Annotated in this window: 16 protein-coding genes, 1 tRNA gene and 1 pseudogene; 6 read left to right on the top strand and 12 right to left on the bottom strand. The window is 64.0% G+C overall.

The genetic code is table 11. The annotated features are described in order from the left end of the window. Window positions 1–63 precede the first annotated feature (63 nt). A tRNA-Leu gene (locus tag AC0L30_RS02720) sits at window positions 64–148 on the bottom strand. Window positions 149–301: 153 nt separating this feature from the next. Here AC0L30_RS02720 and AC0L30_RS02715 point away from each other — a divergent pair. Beyond that, window positions 302–1,618 carry a multicopper oxidase family protein gene (locus AC0L30_RS02715; protein WP_473403728.1) on the top strand — a complete coding sequence of 439 codons (1,317 nt, stop codon included), beginning with the start codon at window positions 302–304 and terminating at the stop codon, window positions 1,616–1,618. A gap of 10 nt (window positions 1,619–1,628) precedes the next feature. Here the strand turns inward: AC0L30_RS02715 and AC0L30_RS02710 are convergent, their stop codons facing one another. The 4 genes and pseudogenes from AC0L30_RS02710 to AC0L30_RS02695 all read right to left on the bottom strand — a co-directional run bounded on the left by AC0L30_RS02710 (window position 1,629) and on the right by AC0L30_RS02695 (window position 4,183). After that, window positions 1,629–1,916, bottom strand: a complete 288-nt coding sequence (locus AC0L30_RS02710) for an addiction module antidote protein (RefSeq protein WP_007603498.1) — start codon at window positions 1,914–1,916, stop codon at window positions 1,629–1,631. Window position 1,917: 1 nt separating this feature from the next. Further along, window positions 1,918–2,202: pseudogene (locus AC0L30_RS02705) on the bottom strand (type II toxin-antitoxin system RelE/ParE family toxin); the annotation flags it as partial. A gap of 32 nt (window positions 2,203–2,234) precedes the next feature. Next, the gene (locus AC0L30_RS02700; RefSeq protein WP_354128907.1) at window positions 2,235–2,684 is read right to left on the bottom strand and encodes a GNAT family N-acetyltransferase; all 450 of its coding nucleotides are present in this window, start codon (window positions 2,682–2,684) and stop codon (window positions 2,235–2,237) included. Further along, window positions 2,684–4,183 (bottom strand): NAD(P)H-hydrate dehydratase, encoded by a 1,500-nt coding sequence (locus AC0L30_RS02695; RefSeq protein ID WP_473403727.1) that lies wholly within the window; start codon window positions 4,181–4,183, stop codon window positions 2,684–2,686. Before AC0L30_RS02695 ends, AC0L30_RS02700 begins: the two co-directional genes overlap by 1 nt. Window positions 4,184–4,564: 381 nt before the next feature. Here AC0L30_RS02695 and AC0L30_RS02690 point away from each other — a divergent pair, with 381 nt between their 5' ends. Continuing rightward, complete coding sequence (locus AC0L30_RS02690; protein WP_007603495.1) at window positions 4,565–4,903, top strand: P-II family nitrogen regulator; 339 nt, start codon at window positions 4,565–4,567, stop codon at window positions 4,901–4,903. 149 nt (window positions 4,904–5,052) lie between these two features. Next, the gene (gene glnA / locus AC0L30_RS02685; RefSeq protein ID WP_007603494.1) at window positions 5,053–6,462 is read left to right on the top strand and encodes a type I glutamate--ammonia ligase; all 1,410 of its coding nucleotides are present in this window, start codon (window positions 5,053–5,055) and stop codon (window positions 6,460–6,462) included. A 265-nt stretch (window positions 6,463–6,727) separates the two neighbouring features. Here glnA and AC0L30_RS02680 read toward each other — a convergent pair whose 3' ends face one another. Next, a complete protein-coding gene (locus tag AC0L30_RS02680; RefSeq protein ID WP_007603493.1) occupies window positions 6,728–7,501 on the bottom strand; it encodes a gamma-glutamyl-gamma-aminobutyrate hydrolase family protein in 774 nt (257 codons plus the stop codon). Window positions 7,502–7,757: 256 nt separating this feature from the next. Here AC0L30_RS02680 and AC0L30_RS02675 point away from each other — a divergent pair, with 256 nt between their 5' ends. Beyond that, a complete protein-coding gene (locus AC0L30_RS02675; RefSeq protein WP_007603489.1) occupies window positions 7,758–8,891 on the top strand; it encodes an AI-2E family transporter in 1,134 nt (377 codons plus the stop codon). A gap of 6 nt (window positions 8,892–8,897) precedes the next feature. Here the strand turns inward: AC0L30_RS02675 and AC0L30_RS02670 are convergent, their stop codons facing one another. The 6 genes from AC0L30_RS02670 to AC0L30_RS02645 all read right to left on the bottom strand — a co-directional run bounded on the left by AC0L30_RS02670 (window position 8,898) and on the right by AC0L30_RS02645 (window position 12,582). Next, window positions 8,898–9,194 carry an antibiotic biosynthesis monooxygenase family protein gene (locus AC0L30_RS02670; RefSeq protein ID WP_007603488.1) on the bottom strand — a complete coding sequence of 99 codons (297 nt, stop codon included), beginning with the start codon at window positions 9,192–9,194 and terminating at the stop codon, window positions 8,898–8,900. Window positions 9,195–9,294: 100 nt separating this feature from the next. After that, window positions 9,295–9,531 carry a hypothetical protein gene (locus tag AC0L30_RS02665; RefSeq protein ID WP_007603487.1) on the bottom strand — a complete coding sequence of 79 codons (237 nt, stop codon included), beginning with the start codon at window positions 9,529–9,531 and terminating at the stop codon, window positions 9,295–9,297. A gap of 57 nt (window positions 9,532–9,588) precedes the next feature. Next, on the bottom strand, window positions 9,589–10,821 hold the full coding sequence (locus AC0L30_RS02660) for a GGDEF domain-containing protein (RefSeq protein WP_007603486.1): 1,233 nt from the start codon (window positions 10,819–10,821) through the stop codon (window positions 9,589–9,591). A 229-nt stretch (window positions 10,822–11,050) separates the two neighbouring features. Then, on the bottom strand, window positions 11,051–11,530 hold the full coding sequence (rpsI, locus tag AC0L30_RS02655; RefSeq protein ID WP_007603485.1) for a 30S ribosomal protein S9: 480 nt from the start codon (window positions 11,528–11,530) through the stop codon (window positions 11,051–11,053). Window position 11,531: 1 nt separating this feature from the next. After that, the gene (rplM, locus tag AC0L30_RS02650; protein ID WP_007603484.1) at window positions 11,532–11,996 is read right to left on the bottom strand and encodes a 50S ribosomal protein L13; all 465 of its coding nucleotides are present in this window, start codon (window positions 11,994–11,996) and stop codon (window positions 11,532–11,534) included. Between the two features lie 157 nt (window positions 11,997–12,153). After that, the gene (locus AC0L30_RS02645) at window positions 12,154–12,582 is read right to left on the bottom strand and encodes a PaaI family thioesterase (RefSeq protein WP_007603483.1); all 429 of its coding nucleotides are present in this window, start codon (window positions 12,580–12,582) and stop codon (window positions 12,154–12,156) included. 72 nt (window positions 12,583–12,654) lie between these two features. Between AC0L30_RS02645 and AC0L30_RS02640 the strand changes: the two genes are divergently transcribed. Next, window positions 12,655–13,479, top strand: a complete 825-nt coding sequence (locus AC0L30_RS02640) for an enoyl-CoA hydratase (protein WP_007603482.1) — start codon at window positions 12,655–12,657, stop codon at window positions 13,477–13,479. Between the two features lie 122 nt (window positions 13,480–13,601). Further along, window positions 13,602–14,186 (top strand): CoA-binding protein, encoded by a 585-nt coding sequence (locus tag AC0L30_RS02635; RefSeq protein ID WP_219682238.1) that lies wholly within the window; start codon window positions 13,602–13,604, stop codon window positions 14,184–14,186. The last annotated feature ends 117 nt before the right edge of the window (window positions 14,187–14,303 follow it).

Genomic DNA, 14,303 nt, shown 5'->3' with positions numbered 1-14,303 from the left:
TTCCGGCGGACAAACATCCGCGCGGGAGCAGATCGCGTAATCCGTGCAAACGCTGAAAGCGCTTGGTGCGGGCGGAGGGACTCGAACCCCCACAACTTTCGTCACTGGAACCTAAATCCAGCGCGTCTACCAGTTCCGCCACGCCCGCGTAAATTTGCATCAAGACCGGCCGCGATGCCGCGGGCGGCGGGCTTATAGCATGTGCCCGCCTGTTCGCAGCAAAAAAATGGCCCGATAGAGGCAGGGCTTCAACTAGGCACGACGGCTGGACTTATCCAGCACGGCGTGGTCGGGATCGGCCATGAAGACGCGGATTTTCGACCCGACGAGGCGCGAGGTTTTGGCCGTACTTGGAGTCGGCGTTGGAGCCTCTGCGGCCGGGCTGATGGCGGGCGGCGCAGTCCCGGCCATGACCGCCCAGCTCGCCCTTCAAGCGAGGCCGGCGACGCTGGCTCTGAGGCCGGGTCAGCCGGCTACACCCATCTGGGAGCTGGCTGCCGTAAGCCACCTCGGGGATGTCCGTCTCAAACGTGGCGACCGCTGCGAGGTGGTCTTTCGCAACGGCCTGCCCGTACCGCTTGCACCAGTCTGGTACGGCCTCAATGGCCCGGACGCGGCCGACCCGCTTCGAGGACGCAGCCCGACGGCCCCGGACGCGACGGAAACATCAATTATTTCAGTGCCAAACGCAGGAACCCTGCTGGCCGACTTTCGCCTGTTCGAGGACAGCCTGAAGCAGCCCGCGCGCCCGCTTCCGATCATCGCCACCGAGACCAACGCGGTCGCCGCCGATCGCGACGTGGTCCTCTTGATCGAGGAATGGCGGCTGCGGCCGGATGGGACCGCGCTTCTCCCGGGCCGGGACCCGAAGGACACGTCCCCGCTCTATACAATCAACGGAACGACTTCATTCGAACTCTCAGCTTCGGCGAATGAGCGGCTGCGGCTGCGCTTTATCAACGGCTCGCAACGTTCTGTTCTGGCGATCAAATTGGAAAGTCACGAGGTCCAGGTGCTGGCCCTGGACGGACAGCCGGCTGAGCCGTTCCCGGCTCGCAACGGCGCCCTGGTGCTGGCTCCCGGCGCACGCGCCGACGCCTTCGTGGATGCGGCCACATCGGCCCCATTCCTGCTGCATGACGGCAATGAGGCGCGCCAGGTCGGCCGCCTGACGGTCTCCGGCAAGCTTGAGCGGCGCGCGCCGCTGTTGCCGCCGCAGCCGCTCCCTCCGAATGACCTGCCCGAGCGACTCGATCTGAAAGGCGCCCTGCGGTTCGATGTCGCGCTCGGGGCAGCCGACGCCGGGTGGGTACGGCCCGCAAATTTCTCGACGTCCTCCGCCCCCGCTTTTCGCACCAAGGCCGGCCGCACCCTCGTGCTGGCGCTCAAGAACCCCGCACCCGTCGCCATCGTCGTCCATCTGCACGGCCACCATTTCCGCCTGCTCGACAAGCTCGACGACGGCTGGAAGCCCTATTGGCTCGACACGCTCGCGATCGAACCCGGCCAGACTCAGCGCATCGCGTTCGCTGCGGCCTCCCCCGGGCGATGGCTGATCGAAACCGTCGTAACCGAATGGGCCGCCCCGCGGCTGGTGCGCTGGTACGGGGTGGAGTGAGGGGCTCCGACTAGGCGTGCGGCTTGGCTGTGAGTTCGATCCCGAGCGCCTTCATCACCGCAATAGTCGTTTTCAGCGTCGGATTGCCGTTGGTGCTGAACGAGCGATAGAGCTGCTCGCGAGAAAGACCAGTCTCTTTGGCGATCTGCGTCATCCCCTTGGCGCGGGCGACGACCCCAAGTGCATGGGCGATATAGGCCGCATCCTCGGTCTTGAACGCCTCTTCCATGAACACGGCAATGGCCTCGTCGGACTGCAGGTCTTCGGCCGGGTCATAGGTCGTCAGCTTCTCGCCCATCTCATTCGCTCCACATCTCGGCAAGGCGCTTCGCCGCCTTGATGTCTTTCACCTGCGTGCTCTTGTCGCCCCCGCACAGCAAAACGATGATCGCGTTGCCCCGCTTCCGAAAATAGATGCGATATCCGGGCCCGTGATGAATACGCAGCTCGCTCACACCGTCGCCCACCGGTTCGACGTCGCCTGCGTGTCCATGAGCCAACCGATCCAATCGCGAAGCAATCAGCGCTCTGGCACGCTCATCCTTGAGACGTGATCGCCACTTCCGAAACGTCTCAGTCTGCTTTCAATCACATGTAGTTTTTAGACTACAATTGTTCACAAATGAAGTGGCCTACGCATCCAGAGGTACCGAGCGTCGGGTTCTTTCTCCTCGTTTCGGGTCCCGTTGGTCTGCTCGATCAACGTAAACTGGCGCGCTTCATAGAAGCGCCTTGCGCGCGCATTGCACTGGAAGGTCCAGAGCTCCAGCCGTTCGTTGGCATGCTTGGCGACGTCGAGAAGTTCGGCGCCAGTCCCCCGCCCTTGAACAGCAGGAAGCACGTAAAGCTGCTCGATCCAGCCGTCACGGAAAGCGATGATCCCGCTCAGTACATCGCCGTTGAAGCGTCCCCACACGCGGCACGTCGCGAACACATGCTCGCGGTAGAACCAGCGGTCCTCGTCCGGCGTATGCAGCCCAGCGAGCCAGGGCATCGCATGGTCGAATGCAGCCCGGTGAACCTGCGCCGCCGCGCCCATATCAGTGAGCGCGAGCTGCCTGAGCATCAATATTCAATCCCCAGCGCATTATAGATCCGCCGGTGCACGGCCGGCAGCGTCTCGGTGAGATCCTCTGCTATCAGGCCCGGTCCCGCCTCGCTCGCCGCTTCGCCATGCATCCACACAGCGATGCTGGCGGCTTCGAATGCCGGCACGCCTTGCGCCAGCAGCCCTGCGATGATGCCGGCGAGCACGTCTCCGGCGCCCGCGGTGGCGAGCCAGGGCGGCGCGTTGGCGGCGATGGTGGCGCGGCCGTCGGGCGCGGCAATCGTGGTGTCCGCGCCCTTCAGCAGCACGACCGCGCCGGAGCGCTCGGCGGCGGCGCGCACGCGCTCGATCTTCGAGCGCCCCGGATGTTTATTGCTGAGGTCGGAGAACAGCCGCGGGAACTCGCCCTCGTGCGGCGTCAGCACTACCGCCTTGTCCTGCGACGTCTTGATCGATTCGAACAGGCGCTCGGGATTGGCGGCAAAGCTCGTCAGCGCATCCGCGTCGAGCACCAGGCGCCGCTGCGCGTTAAGCGCCGTGTGGACGAGATCGCAGGTGCGCTCGCCGACCCCCGCGCCGGGGCCGATCATGCAGGTGTTGTAGCGCTTGTCACCGAGCAGCTCGCCGAACTCGATGGCGGTATCGACGGGGCGAACCATCACCGCGGTGAGCGCAGCTGCATTGATCGCCAGCGCATCACGCGGCGTAGCCAGAGTCACCAGGCCCGCGCCGGCGCGGAGCGCCCCGCGCGCGGCGAGACGCGCCGCACCGGTCGCGGCCGCATCGCCCGAGACCGCCAGCACATGGCCTCGCGCGTATTTGTGGCCGTCGATGCGCGGCACCGGAAAGGCGGTGCCCCAGAGGTCCGGATCGTTCTCGAAAATCTGCGGCGCGATCTCGTCCAGCACCTGCGCCTCGATGCCGATGTCGGCGACGCGGACGTGGCCGCAATGCATGCGCCCCGGCAGCAGCAGATGCGCCGGCTTCTTGCGGAAGAAGGTGACGGTCTCGGTGGCGTTCACCGCCACGCCCAGCACGGCCGCGCTGGTGCCGTTGATGCCGCTTGGCAGATCGACCGCGAGCACCGGCGCACCGTTGGCGTTGATCGCCTCGATCATCTCACGTGCCTCGCCGTCGACCGGACGGCTGAGGCCCGCGCCGAACAGCGCATCGATGATCAGCGCCGGTCGCCCGATCGCCTGCGGGTTGAACGGGAGCACCGGGTGTTTCCAGCCCCGTGCCGCCGAGGCCGCATCGCCCTGGAGCTGGTCGCGCTCGCACATCAGGATGACCGAGACCTCGCGGCCTTGCGCGGCGAGCTCGGCGGCTGCGACAAAACCGTCCCCACCGTTGTTGCCGGGGCCGGCCACGATCAGGATCGGCCCCTCCTCCACCAGCGCGTTGGCGGCCTCGGCGACCGCCTGGCCAGCACTGAGCATCAGCTTGAAGCCGGGGGTGCCTGCCGCAATGCTGAGCTGGTCGGCACGCTGCATTTCGGCGTTGGTCAGAACTTCCATGCCACTTCCCTGTCCAAAAGCCTTTTCAAGAGGCACGTTCTGCGTCGGGCGATCCGACGGAACAACGATCTGCACAAATATTGGACCGTTTGCCTATTCCGTAGTCTGCGGTATTTTGTGCGGGTCGGCGCCACCTATCGGAGCTGCACGTTAAAAGGCTGATAACGCTCCAATAATCAGGGCATTTGCAACTTGGCATAGACCCTGCTTTCGCGGAAGTCGCTTCGGTTCGTCGTGCTCACTGGCATTTATCAGGGTGTGGCCGGCCGTTGTTGCCGGACTGGTCAGGGATCCCGGCATAGCGAAGACAAGATCGTGCGTTAAGAAAAGCGCATCCTGACGAAGACGTTGCTATTTGTTCGAAAGGCCGGGAGGCGCGCAGTGAAGAAGATCGAAGCCATCATCAAGCCATTCAAGCTCGACGAGGTGAAGGAAGCGCTTCAGGAAGTCGGCCTTCAGGGCATCACCGTCACCGAAGCCAAGGGCTTCGGCCGGCAGAAGGGTCACGCCGAGCTGTACCGCGGCGCAGAATACATCGTCGACTTCCTGCCCAAGGTGAAGATCGAGATCGTGATCGGCGACGATCTGGTCGAGCGCGCCATCGACGCAATCCGCCGCGCAGCGCAAACCGGGCGCATCGGCGATGGCAAGATTTTCGTCTCCAACATCGAAGAGGCGATCCGCATCCGAACCGGCGAATCCGGGCTGGACGCTATCTGAGCCGGGTGCTATCCCGCATTTTGCGACATTCTGACAAGAAATAGGCTGCTTCGGCGGCCTCATTTTGTTTGTGCCTCGCGCGCCTCAAGAAGCGTGAACACGGTCGCTTGAAGCTTGGAAACCGACCCGCAGAGCCAAAAGGGGTATGCATGAAGACCGCCAAAGACGTCCTGAAATCGATCAAGGACAACGACGTCAAATACGTCGACCTGCGCTTCACCGATCCGCGCGGCAAGTGGCAGCACGTCACCTTCGACATCAGCATGATCGATGAAGACATTTTCGCCGAAGGAACGATGTTCGACGGCTCCTCGATCGCCGGCTGGAAGGCGATCAACGAGTCCGACATGTGCCTGATGCCCGATCCGGTGACCGCGACGATCGATCCGTTCTTCGCCGAGACCACCATGGTCATCACCTGCGACGTGCTCGAGCCGACCACCGGCGAGCCCTACAACCGCGACCCCCGCGGCATCGCCAAGAAGGCCGAGGCGATGGTGAAGTCGATGGGCGTCGGCGACACCGTGTTCGTCGGCCCCGAAGCCGAGTTCTTCGTGTTCGACGACGTGCGCTTCTCCGCCAACCCCTACAGCACCGGCTTCCGTCTCGACTCCTCGGAGCTGCCGACCAACTCCGACACCGAATATGAAGGCGGCAACCTCGGCCACCGCGTCCGCACCAAGGGCGGCTACTTCCCGGTACCGCCGCAGGATTCCGTGCAGGACATGCGCTCGGAGATGCTCGGCGCCATGGCCAAGATGGGCGTGAAGGTCGAGAAGCATCATCACGAAGTCGCTTCCGCCCAGCACGAGCTCGGCATGAAGTTCGACACGCTGACCTTGATGGCCGACCACATGCAGATCTACAAATACTGCATCCACCAGGTTGCGCACATCTACGGCAAGACCGCCACCTTCATGCCGAAGCCGGTCTTCGGCGACAACGGCTCGGGCATGCACGTGCACCAGTCGATCTGGAAGGACGGCAAGCCGGTGTTCGCCGGCAACAAATACGCCGACCTGTCGGAGACCTGCCTCCATTACATCGGCGGCATCATCAAGCACGCCAAGGCGATCAACGCCTTCACCAACCCGTCGACCAACTCCTACAAGCGTCTGGTCCCGGGCTACGAGGCTCCCGTGCTGCTCGCCTATTCCGCGCGCAACCGCTCGGCCTCCTGCCGCATCCCCTACACCGCTTCGCCGAAGGCCAAGCGCGTCGAGGTGCGTTTCCCAGATCCGCTCGCCAATCCCTATCTCGGCTTCGCCGCGATGCTGATGGCCGGCCTCGACGGTATCAAGAACAAGATCGATCCGGGTCCGGCGATGGACAAGGACCTCTACGATCTGCCGAAGGAAGAGCTGAAGCAGATCCCGACGGTGTGCGGCAGCTTGCGCGAGGCACTCGAAAATCTCGACAAGGACCGCGGCTTCCTGAAGAACGGCGGCGTGTTCGACGACGACTTCATCGACGCCTATATCGAGCTGAAGATGACCGAAGTCGCCCGCTTCGAGATGACACCGCATCCGGTCGAGTTCGAAATGTACTATTCGGGCTAAGGGGCCCGAACGACCGCGACACACGAAAGGCGCCCCTCGGGGCGCCTTTTTTGTTTGTGGTCCTCGACTTTCGTTCTGTGTCTGACTCCACTTCGTTCTCAAAGAACGAATCGGAATCGAGAAAACCGGCGCGCACCATTTCTTGATAACTGGTTTATTACGCCCGAGAGATCGAGGCCGCCTTCACGCCGTCACCCGACAGCGACTGGATTTGCTTCGCTGCGCTCACGATGACGATGGTTATAGGCCTCGGCGCGCTCCGCAGCTACGCCGCCGCGCGCTGCTTCGCCACCATCGCCTCACCGAACGCCTCGAACAGTTTTCGGTTGATCGGATTGTGCTGCGGGTCGTATTCGGCGTGCCATTGCACCCCGAGTGCAAAGGCCTTGGCTTCCGCGATGCGGATTGCCTCGATGGTGCCGTCCTCGGCGATGCCCTCGATCAGCACGCGCTTGCCGGGATCGAGGATGCCCTGGCCGTGCAGCGAATTGACCCTGATCTTGTTACAGCCGAGCAATTCTGCGAACGCGCCGCCCGGCGTCAGATCGACGTCGTGACGATCGGCGAACACCACGGTCGGATCGGGATGGATCTCGCCGTTCTCGAGCCTCGGCATGCGGTGGTTCATGCGGCCCGGGATTTCGCGGATCTCGGGATGCAGCGAGCCGCCGAAGGCGACGTTCATCTCCTGGAGGCCCCGGCAGATGCCGAACAGCGGGATGCCGCGGGCAACGCATGCGACCGAGAGCGCCAGCGCCACCTCGTCGCGGTGGATGTCGTAGGGCTCGTGCGCCTCACACGGATCGACGTTGAAACGGGTTGGGTGGACATTGGCGCGAGCACCGGTGAGCACGATGCCGTCGACAGTGTCGAGCAGCGCGCCGATATCGGTGATATCGGGCGAGCCCGCGAACATCACCGGCAGGCCGCCGGACACCTCGGCCACGGCGCGCAGATTACGCTCGCCGACCATCTGGACCTGAAATCGATTTTCAACGCGATGGGCGTTCCCGATCACGCCGACGACCGGCTTTCTCATCTCCCGTTCAGACCTTTCGCCGAAGACGATTCTCCAAACATGCCCCTGGGATGGAACAAATTCAACAGAAGGGTACGCGGGACGGCAATGCTATTTTCGCGCAAATGGCCGGGCGGAGGACGGGCATGGCCCCCTCTCTCGCCGGCGTCCGTGGCCCGCAGGGCCAAGGACGCGTCAATCGCGCCAGAGCCTGGCTTGATCCGAGGCGGGATTTCGCGAAAGAGTACCCGCCTGCCGCCTTCGCATAGGAGCCGATGTGACCATTCCCGCAGATGAACGGCCCCGGACCCGCACCGATCTGGCCTGGGCGATCTCGGTCGGGGGCATCGGAATCGTGCTGTTCGCGGCAATGCTGGTCTTCACCTGGTATTTTGCAGCTACCCTGCTCCTGATCTTCACCGGCATGCTGCTGGGCGTCGGCCTCAACGCGCTGACCAACGCGCTTGGCCGCCGCGTGCACCTGCCCCACGCGGTCCGGCTCGCGATCGTCTGTGCCGCGCTGGCGGTAATGCTCGCAGGCGTTGCTTATCTCGGCGGCGCCACCATTGCCGAGCAGGCCTCGCTGCTGAGCAAGACAATCAAGTCGCAGATCACCAACGTCCGGTCCTTCCTCGAAAACCATGGGATCGACACCAGCTTCTTCGATCTCGGCAACGCCGCGCCCGCCGCCTCCACCGATGCGACGCCGGCGCCCGCGCCGAACTCGGGCTCGCACGGCGGATTGCCGGGCGCAGGCGCGCTGGCCTCGAGCGGCGGCGCGATCGTGAGCCAGACTTTCAAGCTGCTGCTCGGCACCATCAGCGCGGTCGGCAACATCTTCATCGTGCTGTTCCTGGGGCTCGCCTTCGCCGCCCAGCCCGCGGTCTATCATGACGGCCTGTTGTTTCTCGCGCCGGCCAGGCATCGCGCCCGCATCACCCTGATCATCGACGGTATCGGCGAGACGCTGGAGCGCTGGCTGATCGCGCAGATCATCGTGATGCTTGCGGTCGGCGTGGTGACCTGGATCGGGCTCGTCCTCATCGGCATTCCCGGCTCGTTCATCCTGGGGATTCAGGCAGGCCTGCTCGCCTTCATTCCGACGGTGGGCGCCATCATAGCCGGCGTCGTGGTCGTGCTGGCGAGCCTCGCCTCAGGATGGATTCCGGCGCTGTCGGCCTTTCTCCTCTTCATGGGCGTGCACGCCATGGAGAGCTATGTGCTGACGCCGATCCTTCAGCGGCAGGCACTGGACATTCCGCCGGCCACGCTGTTCGCGTTCCAGATCCTGCTCGGCGTCGTGTTCGGAATCTGGGGCCTGGCGCTGGCGCTGCCGCTGGTCGCCATCGCCAAGGTGATGATCGACCATTTCAAGACGTATGAAGCGCCGCCTCTGGCGGAGGCGGCCTGAGCCGCCTCAGGTGGTGAGCACGGTTTCGGTGTGCTCGACCTCGGGGGGTGCCGCAAAATACTGGCCGACGAGGCCGCGCCATTCGGTGAAATTCTCGGAGCCGCGGAAATCGACGGTATGACTCTCGAGCGTCTCCCACTTCACCATCAGACGATAGCGCTGCGGCTTCTCGATCGACTTGTGCAGCTCGAAACCGTGAAAACCCTTGGAGCGGCCGAAAGCGGCCTTGGCCTTGGCGACGGCGGCCTCAAAGTCCTTCTCGCTGCCCGGCTTGACGTCGATTTGCGCGATCTCGGTGATCATCTGTTTCCACCCATTTTGTTTGATGGGCGTGTCTACCGCAGCCCGCGACAAAGAAAAAGGCGCCGAAACGGCGCCTGCCCGGTCCAGAAATGCAGATCACTCAGGCAAGCAGCAGAACGGTGCCCGCCACTGTCAGCGCACAACCGGCGAACAGCGCGAGCGGCCAGTAATTGCGGCCTTGCGTGTAACGCCCCTGGGCGCGGCGCTCGGTGATCAGCGCGCTCTCGTATTCGTCCGCGGTCGAAAACAGGCAGGCGAAGCCGCCGCGTGCCGAAGTCGCCGCGGCTTCGAGCGACATCAGGGCGGTCTGCGGATTCTGTCGACGGATCGATTCCATGACCGCAATGGTAGGGATCGAATGGTAAACAGGGGATTACCGCGAGGCCTCCTTTGCCTAGGCCGTCGCCGGTTGTGTCTTGGATTGCGTGTTGTGCACGCCGATCCGAGCGGCGCTCTGGCGGCGCCAGTTCTCCAGCGACAGGGGCAGCTCCTCCGCCGATTCGACGCGGTTTCGGCCGCCGCGCTTGGCTTGGTAGAGCGCGGTGTCGGCCGAGGCCAGCAGCACTTCGAGCTCGGTGCCGGCCGGACCGCCGGCGACGCCGATGCTGACGGTGGTGTCGACCGGGCCCTCGTCGACGACGACGCCGGAGGTCTCGAAGGCCTCACGCACGCGCTCGGCGACCAGCACGCCCTCCTCCAGCGAGCAGGGCAGCAGAGCGGCGAACTCCTCGCCGCCGATGCGACCCGACATGTCGCTGATGCGCAGATTGCTGACGACGACGGTCGAGAACAGTTTCAGCATCTCGTCGCCGGCGGGATGGCCGAAGCGGTCGTTGATCGACTTGAAATGATCGATGTCGAAGATCATCACGGTCACGGGACGGCCGGCCTTGGCCTCGCGCTCGATCACGCGTCCGCAGGCTTCCGAGAAGCCGCGGCGGTTGAGCATGCCGGTCAGGGGATCAGTGGAGGCGGCGGTCCGGTGCGCGGTGACCGTGCGCTCGGACACCAGCATGAAGATCACGAACACGGTGCCGACGGCATAGAGCACGAGCTCGACCGCGAACACGGTGACCCAGATGCTGGTGGAGAAGCCCGCATCGTTCGGGCGCAGGAAGCTGCCGAGCACGATCGGCAGCATCAAGACGCAGCCGTGCATCACCGGGACCACGAAGGCCGGCCAGCGCCGTTGCAGGCTCTTGCGCCGCTCGACCCAGAGTTCGCTCGCGGTCAGCGCCGCATAGACCGAGACGATGCCGGCGCCGACGATCATGCGCAGCATGGACGCGGTGGGATCGAGCAGCGTGGCGGCAGCGGCCCAGGCGAGCGCGCCGACCAGGAGTCCCGGCCAGTTCGGCTTGCGGCCGTGGAAGACGCGCGCCGCATTCCACACCATGCCGCAGGCGACGAAGCCGACCGCGTTCAGCGCAAGGTAAAGATGCGGCCCCAATCTGTCCCCGGCCGCCGTCCAGAGCGCGACCGATGCGGCGCCGAGCAGATACGCGGTGCCCCACCATTTCAGCGCAGGGCTGTTCTCCTGCCTTCCGAAAAATACCATCATGGCGCCGAGCAGTGCGGCGACCATGGTGGCGACCAAATAGAGCGTGATGCTATCGAGCGACATCATGTCGGCCCCCTCTTAGACATAGCAGTTACGCGATCGGCTCAGCCGATTTGCGCGCCCTTCCAAATGCGACGCTATGTCCAGCGGGTTCCATTCAGGTTTTCATGCGGGCCCAAGTTTTCAGGAAACACGCCATCAATTTGCATACAAACGAACAGCAAAAAGGGCGCTGAAATCAGCGCCCTTTTGCATCTCATTGAAGCCGCTTTCGCGGCGAATGCGACCGAAGCGATTAACGCTTCGAGAACTGGAAGGACCGGCGGGCCTTGGCCTTGCCGTACTTCTTGCGCTCGACCACGCGGGAGTCGCGGGTGAGGAAGCCGCCCTTCTTGAGCACGGTGCGCAGCTCCGGCTCGAAATAGGTCAGCGCCTTCGAGATGCCGTGACGGACGGCACCGGCCTGGCCGGACAGACCGCCGCCGGCGACGGTGCAGATCACGTCATACTGGCCGGACCGCGCGGCCACGGAGAACGGCTGCTCGATCATCATGCGCAGCACGGGACGGGCGAAATAGACCTCGACCTCGCGCGCGTTGACCGTGACCTTGCCGGCGCCCGGCTTGATCCAGACGCGGGCGACCGCGTCCTTGCGCTTGCCGGTGGCGTAGGCGCGGTTGAACTTGTCGACCTTCTTCTCGTGCTTGGGCGCGTCGGGCGCGGCCGCCGTCTTGAGCTGCGAGAGCTGGTCGAGCGACTGAATGGATTCGGCCATGTTATGCGGCCCTCGTGTTCTTGCGGTTCAACTTGGCGATGTCGATCTTCTCGGGCGTCTGGGCCTCGTGCGGATGATCGGCGCCGCCATAGACGCGGAGGTTGCCCATCTGGACCCGACCGAGCGGACCACGCGGGATCATGCGCTCGACGGCCTTCTCGAGCACGCGCTCGGGATGCTTGCCCTCGAGGATCTGGCGCGCGGTGCGCTCCTTGATGTGGCCGACGTAACCGGTGTGCTTGTAATAGGTCTTCTGCTCGCGCTTGCGGCCGGTGAGAACCGCATACTGCGCGTTGATGATGATGATGTTGTCGCCGCAATCAACGTGCGGGGTGTAGGTCGGGAGGTGCTTGCCGCGCAGGCGCATGGCGACGATGGTGGCGAGACGGCCGACGACCAGACCCTTGGCGTCGATCAGTACCCACTTCTTCGTCACCTCAGCCGGCTTTGCCGAAAAGGTTTTCATGTCAGAGTTTCCGTGGACGGGGAGCATCGGCGCGAACACCGCACCGGACTGGCGGTTTTCTAGAGAACAGGGGCGCCGCGGTCAATGCCCAAAGCTGTAATTTACATGTGCAATATCAATTGCTTATAATTAAGGTATCAAGATACCCGCAAAAAGCTCAAACGTTTGGAATGGAATAAGTCGAGGTGACATGCGCAATCGGATCGGGCGAGGTACCGGACAACAGCTTCACCTCGCCGACCGCGAGGCGCTTGCCGAGCTTGAGCAGCCGCGCCTCCGCCAGCACGTCCTGCCCGGGCTGCCCCTTGCGCAGGAAGTTGATGTTGAGATTGGTGGTCACGGCGAGCCCGATCGGCCCGATCGCGGACAACAGCACCACGTACATCGCGAAGTCGGCGAGCGCCATCAATGTCGGGCCGGACACGGTTCCGCCTGGCCGCAGCATCTTTTCGCTATAGCGCTGACGCAAAAGGCAGGCCTGACCGTCCGCGCTCTCGATCGTGATGTCGTCGCCGCTGAAGGCCTGGGGAAACTCGTTGCGGAGGAACTGCTCGAGCTCCGCCACGCTCATTTTCGCTAACGCCATGCTACCCCTCACCCTCGCTTCACGTCCCCTGTTACATTAAGTTATCTGCGTCATCCAACCGGAAACGCTTTGATGTCCGTCCAGGCCGCCCGCGCCCCTTCCCCGCAACCACCTATCCTGCTGCGCGAGACCGTGGGCCCCATCGCGGTCCTGACCCTCAACCGCCCGGCCGCCCGCAACAGCCTGTCGGCGACGATGATCGCAAGCCTGCACGCCGCGCTCAACGAGATCCGCGACGACAAGGCCATCCGCGGCGTCGTAATCGCGGCCAACGGTCCCGCCTTCTCCGCCGGCCACGACATGAAGGAGCTGACCGCGCGCCGCGCCGACCCGGATCGCGGCCGTGCCTTCTTCGCCGAGATGATGACCGCCTGCAGCGCGATGATGCAGGCGATCGTGCACCTGCCCAAGCCCGTGGTCGCATCCGTCCAGGGCATCGCGACCGCCGCGGGCTGTCAGCTCGTGGCAAGCTGCGATCTCGCGATCGCCTCGGAAGCAGCACACTTCGCTACCCCCGGCGTCGACATCGGCCTGTTCTGCTCGACGCCGATGGTGGCGCTGTCGCGCAACGTGCCGCGCAAGCAGGCGATGGAGATGTTGCTGACGGGCGAGCCGATCCCGGCCGTACGCGCCCGCGAGATCGGCCTCGTCAATCGTGTCGTCGCCGCCGGCACCGAGCGCGCCGCCGCCATTGCGCTCGCCGAACAGGTCGCGCTGAAATCCGCCTATACCGTCAAGCTCGGCAAGGAGGCGTTCTACCGCCAGGCCGAGATGAGCCTTGCAGACGCCTATCGCTATGCGGCAGAGGTGATGACCGAGAACATGATGGCGCGAGACGCCGAGGAAGGCATCGGCGCCTTCATCGAGAAGCGTACGCCGACATGGCGGGATGAATAGTCAACTCCTCATCCTGAGGAGCCGCGGAACGCGGCGTCTCGAAGGATAGAGGCCCGACTGCGGCTTCATGGTTCGAGACGCGCGTGCCGCGCTCCTCACCATGAGGTCAGAGAAAGAAGAAGATGAACCACGACGCCTATCCCGACAATTACATCCGGGGCATCCTCAACAACGTGAAATCGATCGCGATGGTCGGTGCCTCACCGGCCAACGTGCGGCCGAGCTATTTCGCGTTCAAATATCTGGCCCAGCGCGGCTACGACATGATTCCGGTTAATCCCGGCCATGTCGGAAAGGAGCTGCTCGGAAAACCCTTCGTCGCCTCGCTGTCCGACATTGACCGTCCCGTCGACATGATCGACATTTTCCGCAACTCCAGTCACATCATGCCGGTGGTCGAGGAAGCCCTCACGCTTGATCCGCTGCCGATGGTGATCTGGATGCAGTTGGGGGCGCGCGACGATGCGGCGGCGCTGAAGGCGGAATCGGTTGGTATCAAGGTGGTGATGAACCGCTGCCCCAAGATCGAATATGGCCGCCTGTCCTCGGAGATCTCCTGGATGGGCGTCAATTCGCGCACGCTGAGCTCCAAGCGCGCGCCGGCGCCGACGCAGGGCATGCGGCTATCCCTCAATCGGATGAGTGTTGGCGGCGGCGAAACCGCGGCCTCGGACCGCGCCGCCAAAAACAAGACTGAGCAAAGCTGACGCAGTTGCGAAGGTTTCATTTCGCGAACGCGACAATGCGTAGCACGATCGTTCCGATGTGAAGCCCCGCCTTGACGGCAGCCGCGGCGCCAATCAGCATGCCGCGCGATTTCAGAC

Source organism: Bradyrhizobium sp. MI1.11 (genome assembly GCF_055811255.1).
Note: the sequence above shows the minus strand (reverse complement) of the source record. Positions and strands in the feature narration are given on the sequence as shown.

Coding starts and splice junctions, on each gene's coding strand:
- AC0L30_RS02670 (WP_007603488.1), bottom strand. CDS start 9,194: ATGATCACCGAGATCGCGCAAATCGACGTCAAGCCGGGCAGCGAGAAG.
- glnA (WP_007603494.1), top strand. CDS start 5,053: ATGAAGACCGCCAAAGACGTCCTGAAATCGATCAAGGACAACGACGTC.
- AC0L30_RS02635 (WP_219682238.1), top strand. CDS start 13,602: ATGAACCACGACGCCTATCCCGACAATTACATCCGGGGCATCCTCAAC.
- AC0L30_RS02715 (WP_473403728.1), top strand. CDS start 302: ATGAAGACGCGGATTTTCGACCCGACGAGGCGCGAGGTTTTGGCCGTA.
- AC0L30_RS02660 (WP_007603486.1), bottom strand. CDS start 10,821: ATGATGTCGCTCGATAGCATCACGCTCTATTTGGTCGCCACCATGGTC.
- AC0L30_RS02695 (WP_473403727.1), bottom strand. CDS start 4,183: ATGGAAGTTCTGACCAACGCCGAAATGCAGCGTGCCGACCAGCTCAGC.
- rpsI (WP_007603485.1), bottom strand. CDS start 11,530: ATGGCCGAATCCATTCAGTCGCTCGACCAGCTCTCGCAGCTCAAGACG.
- AC0L30_RS02700 (WP_354128907.1), bottom strand. CDS start 2,684: ATGCTCAGGCAGCTCGCGCTCACTGATATGGGCGCGGCGGCGCAGGTT.
- AC0L30_RS02680 (WP_007603493.1), bottom strand. CDS start 7,501: ATGAGAAAGCCGGTCGTCGGCGTGATCGGGAACGCCCATCGCGTTGAA.
- rplM (WP_007603484.1), bottom strand. CDS start 11,996: ATGAAAACCTTTTCGGCAAAGCCGGCTGAGGTGACGAAGAAGTGGGTA.
- AC0L30_RS02645 (WP_007603483.1), bottom strand. CDS start 12,582: ATGGCGTTAGCGAAAATGAGCGTGGCGGAGCTCGAGCAGTTCCTCCGC.
- AC0L30_RS02710 (WP_007603498.1), bottom strand. CDS start 1,916: ATGGGCGAGAAGCTGACGACCTATGACCCGGCCGAAGACCTGCAGTCC.
- AC0L30_RS02665 (WP_007603487.1), bottom strand. CDS start 9,531: ATGGAATCGATCCGTCGACAGAATCCGCAGACCGCCCTGATGTCGCTC.
- AC0L30_RS02640 (WP_007603482.1), top strand. CDS start 12,655: ATGTCCGTCCAGGCCGCCCGCGCCCCTTCCCCGCAACCACCTATCCTG.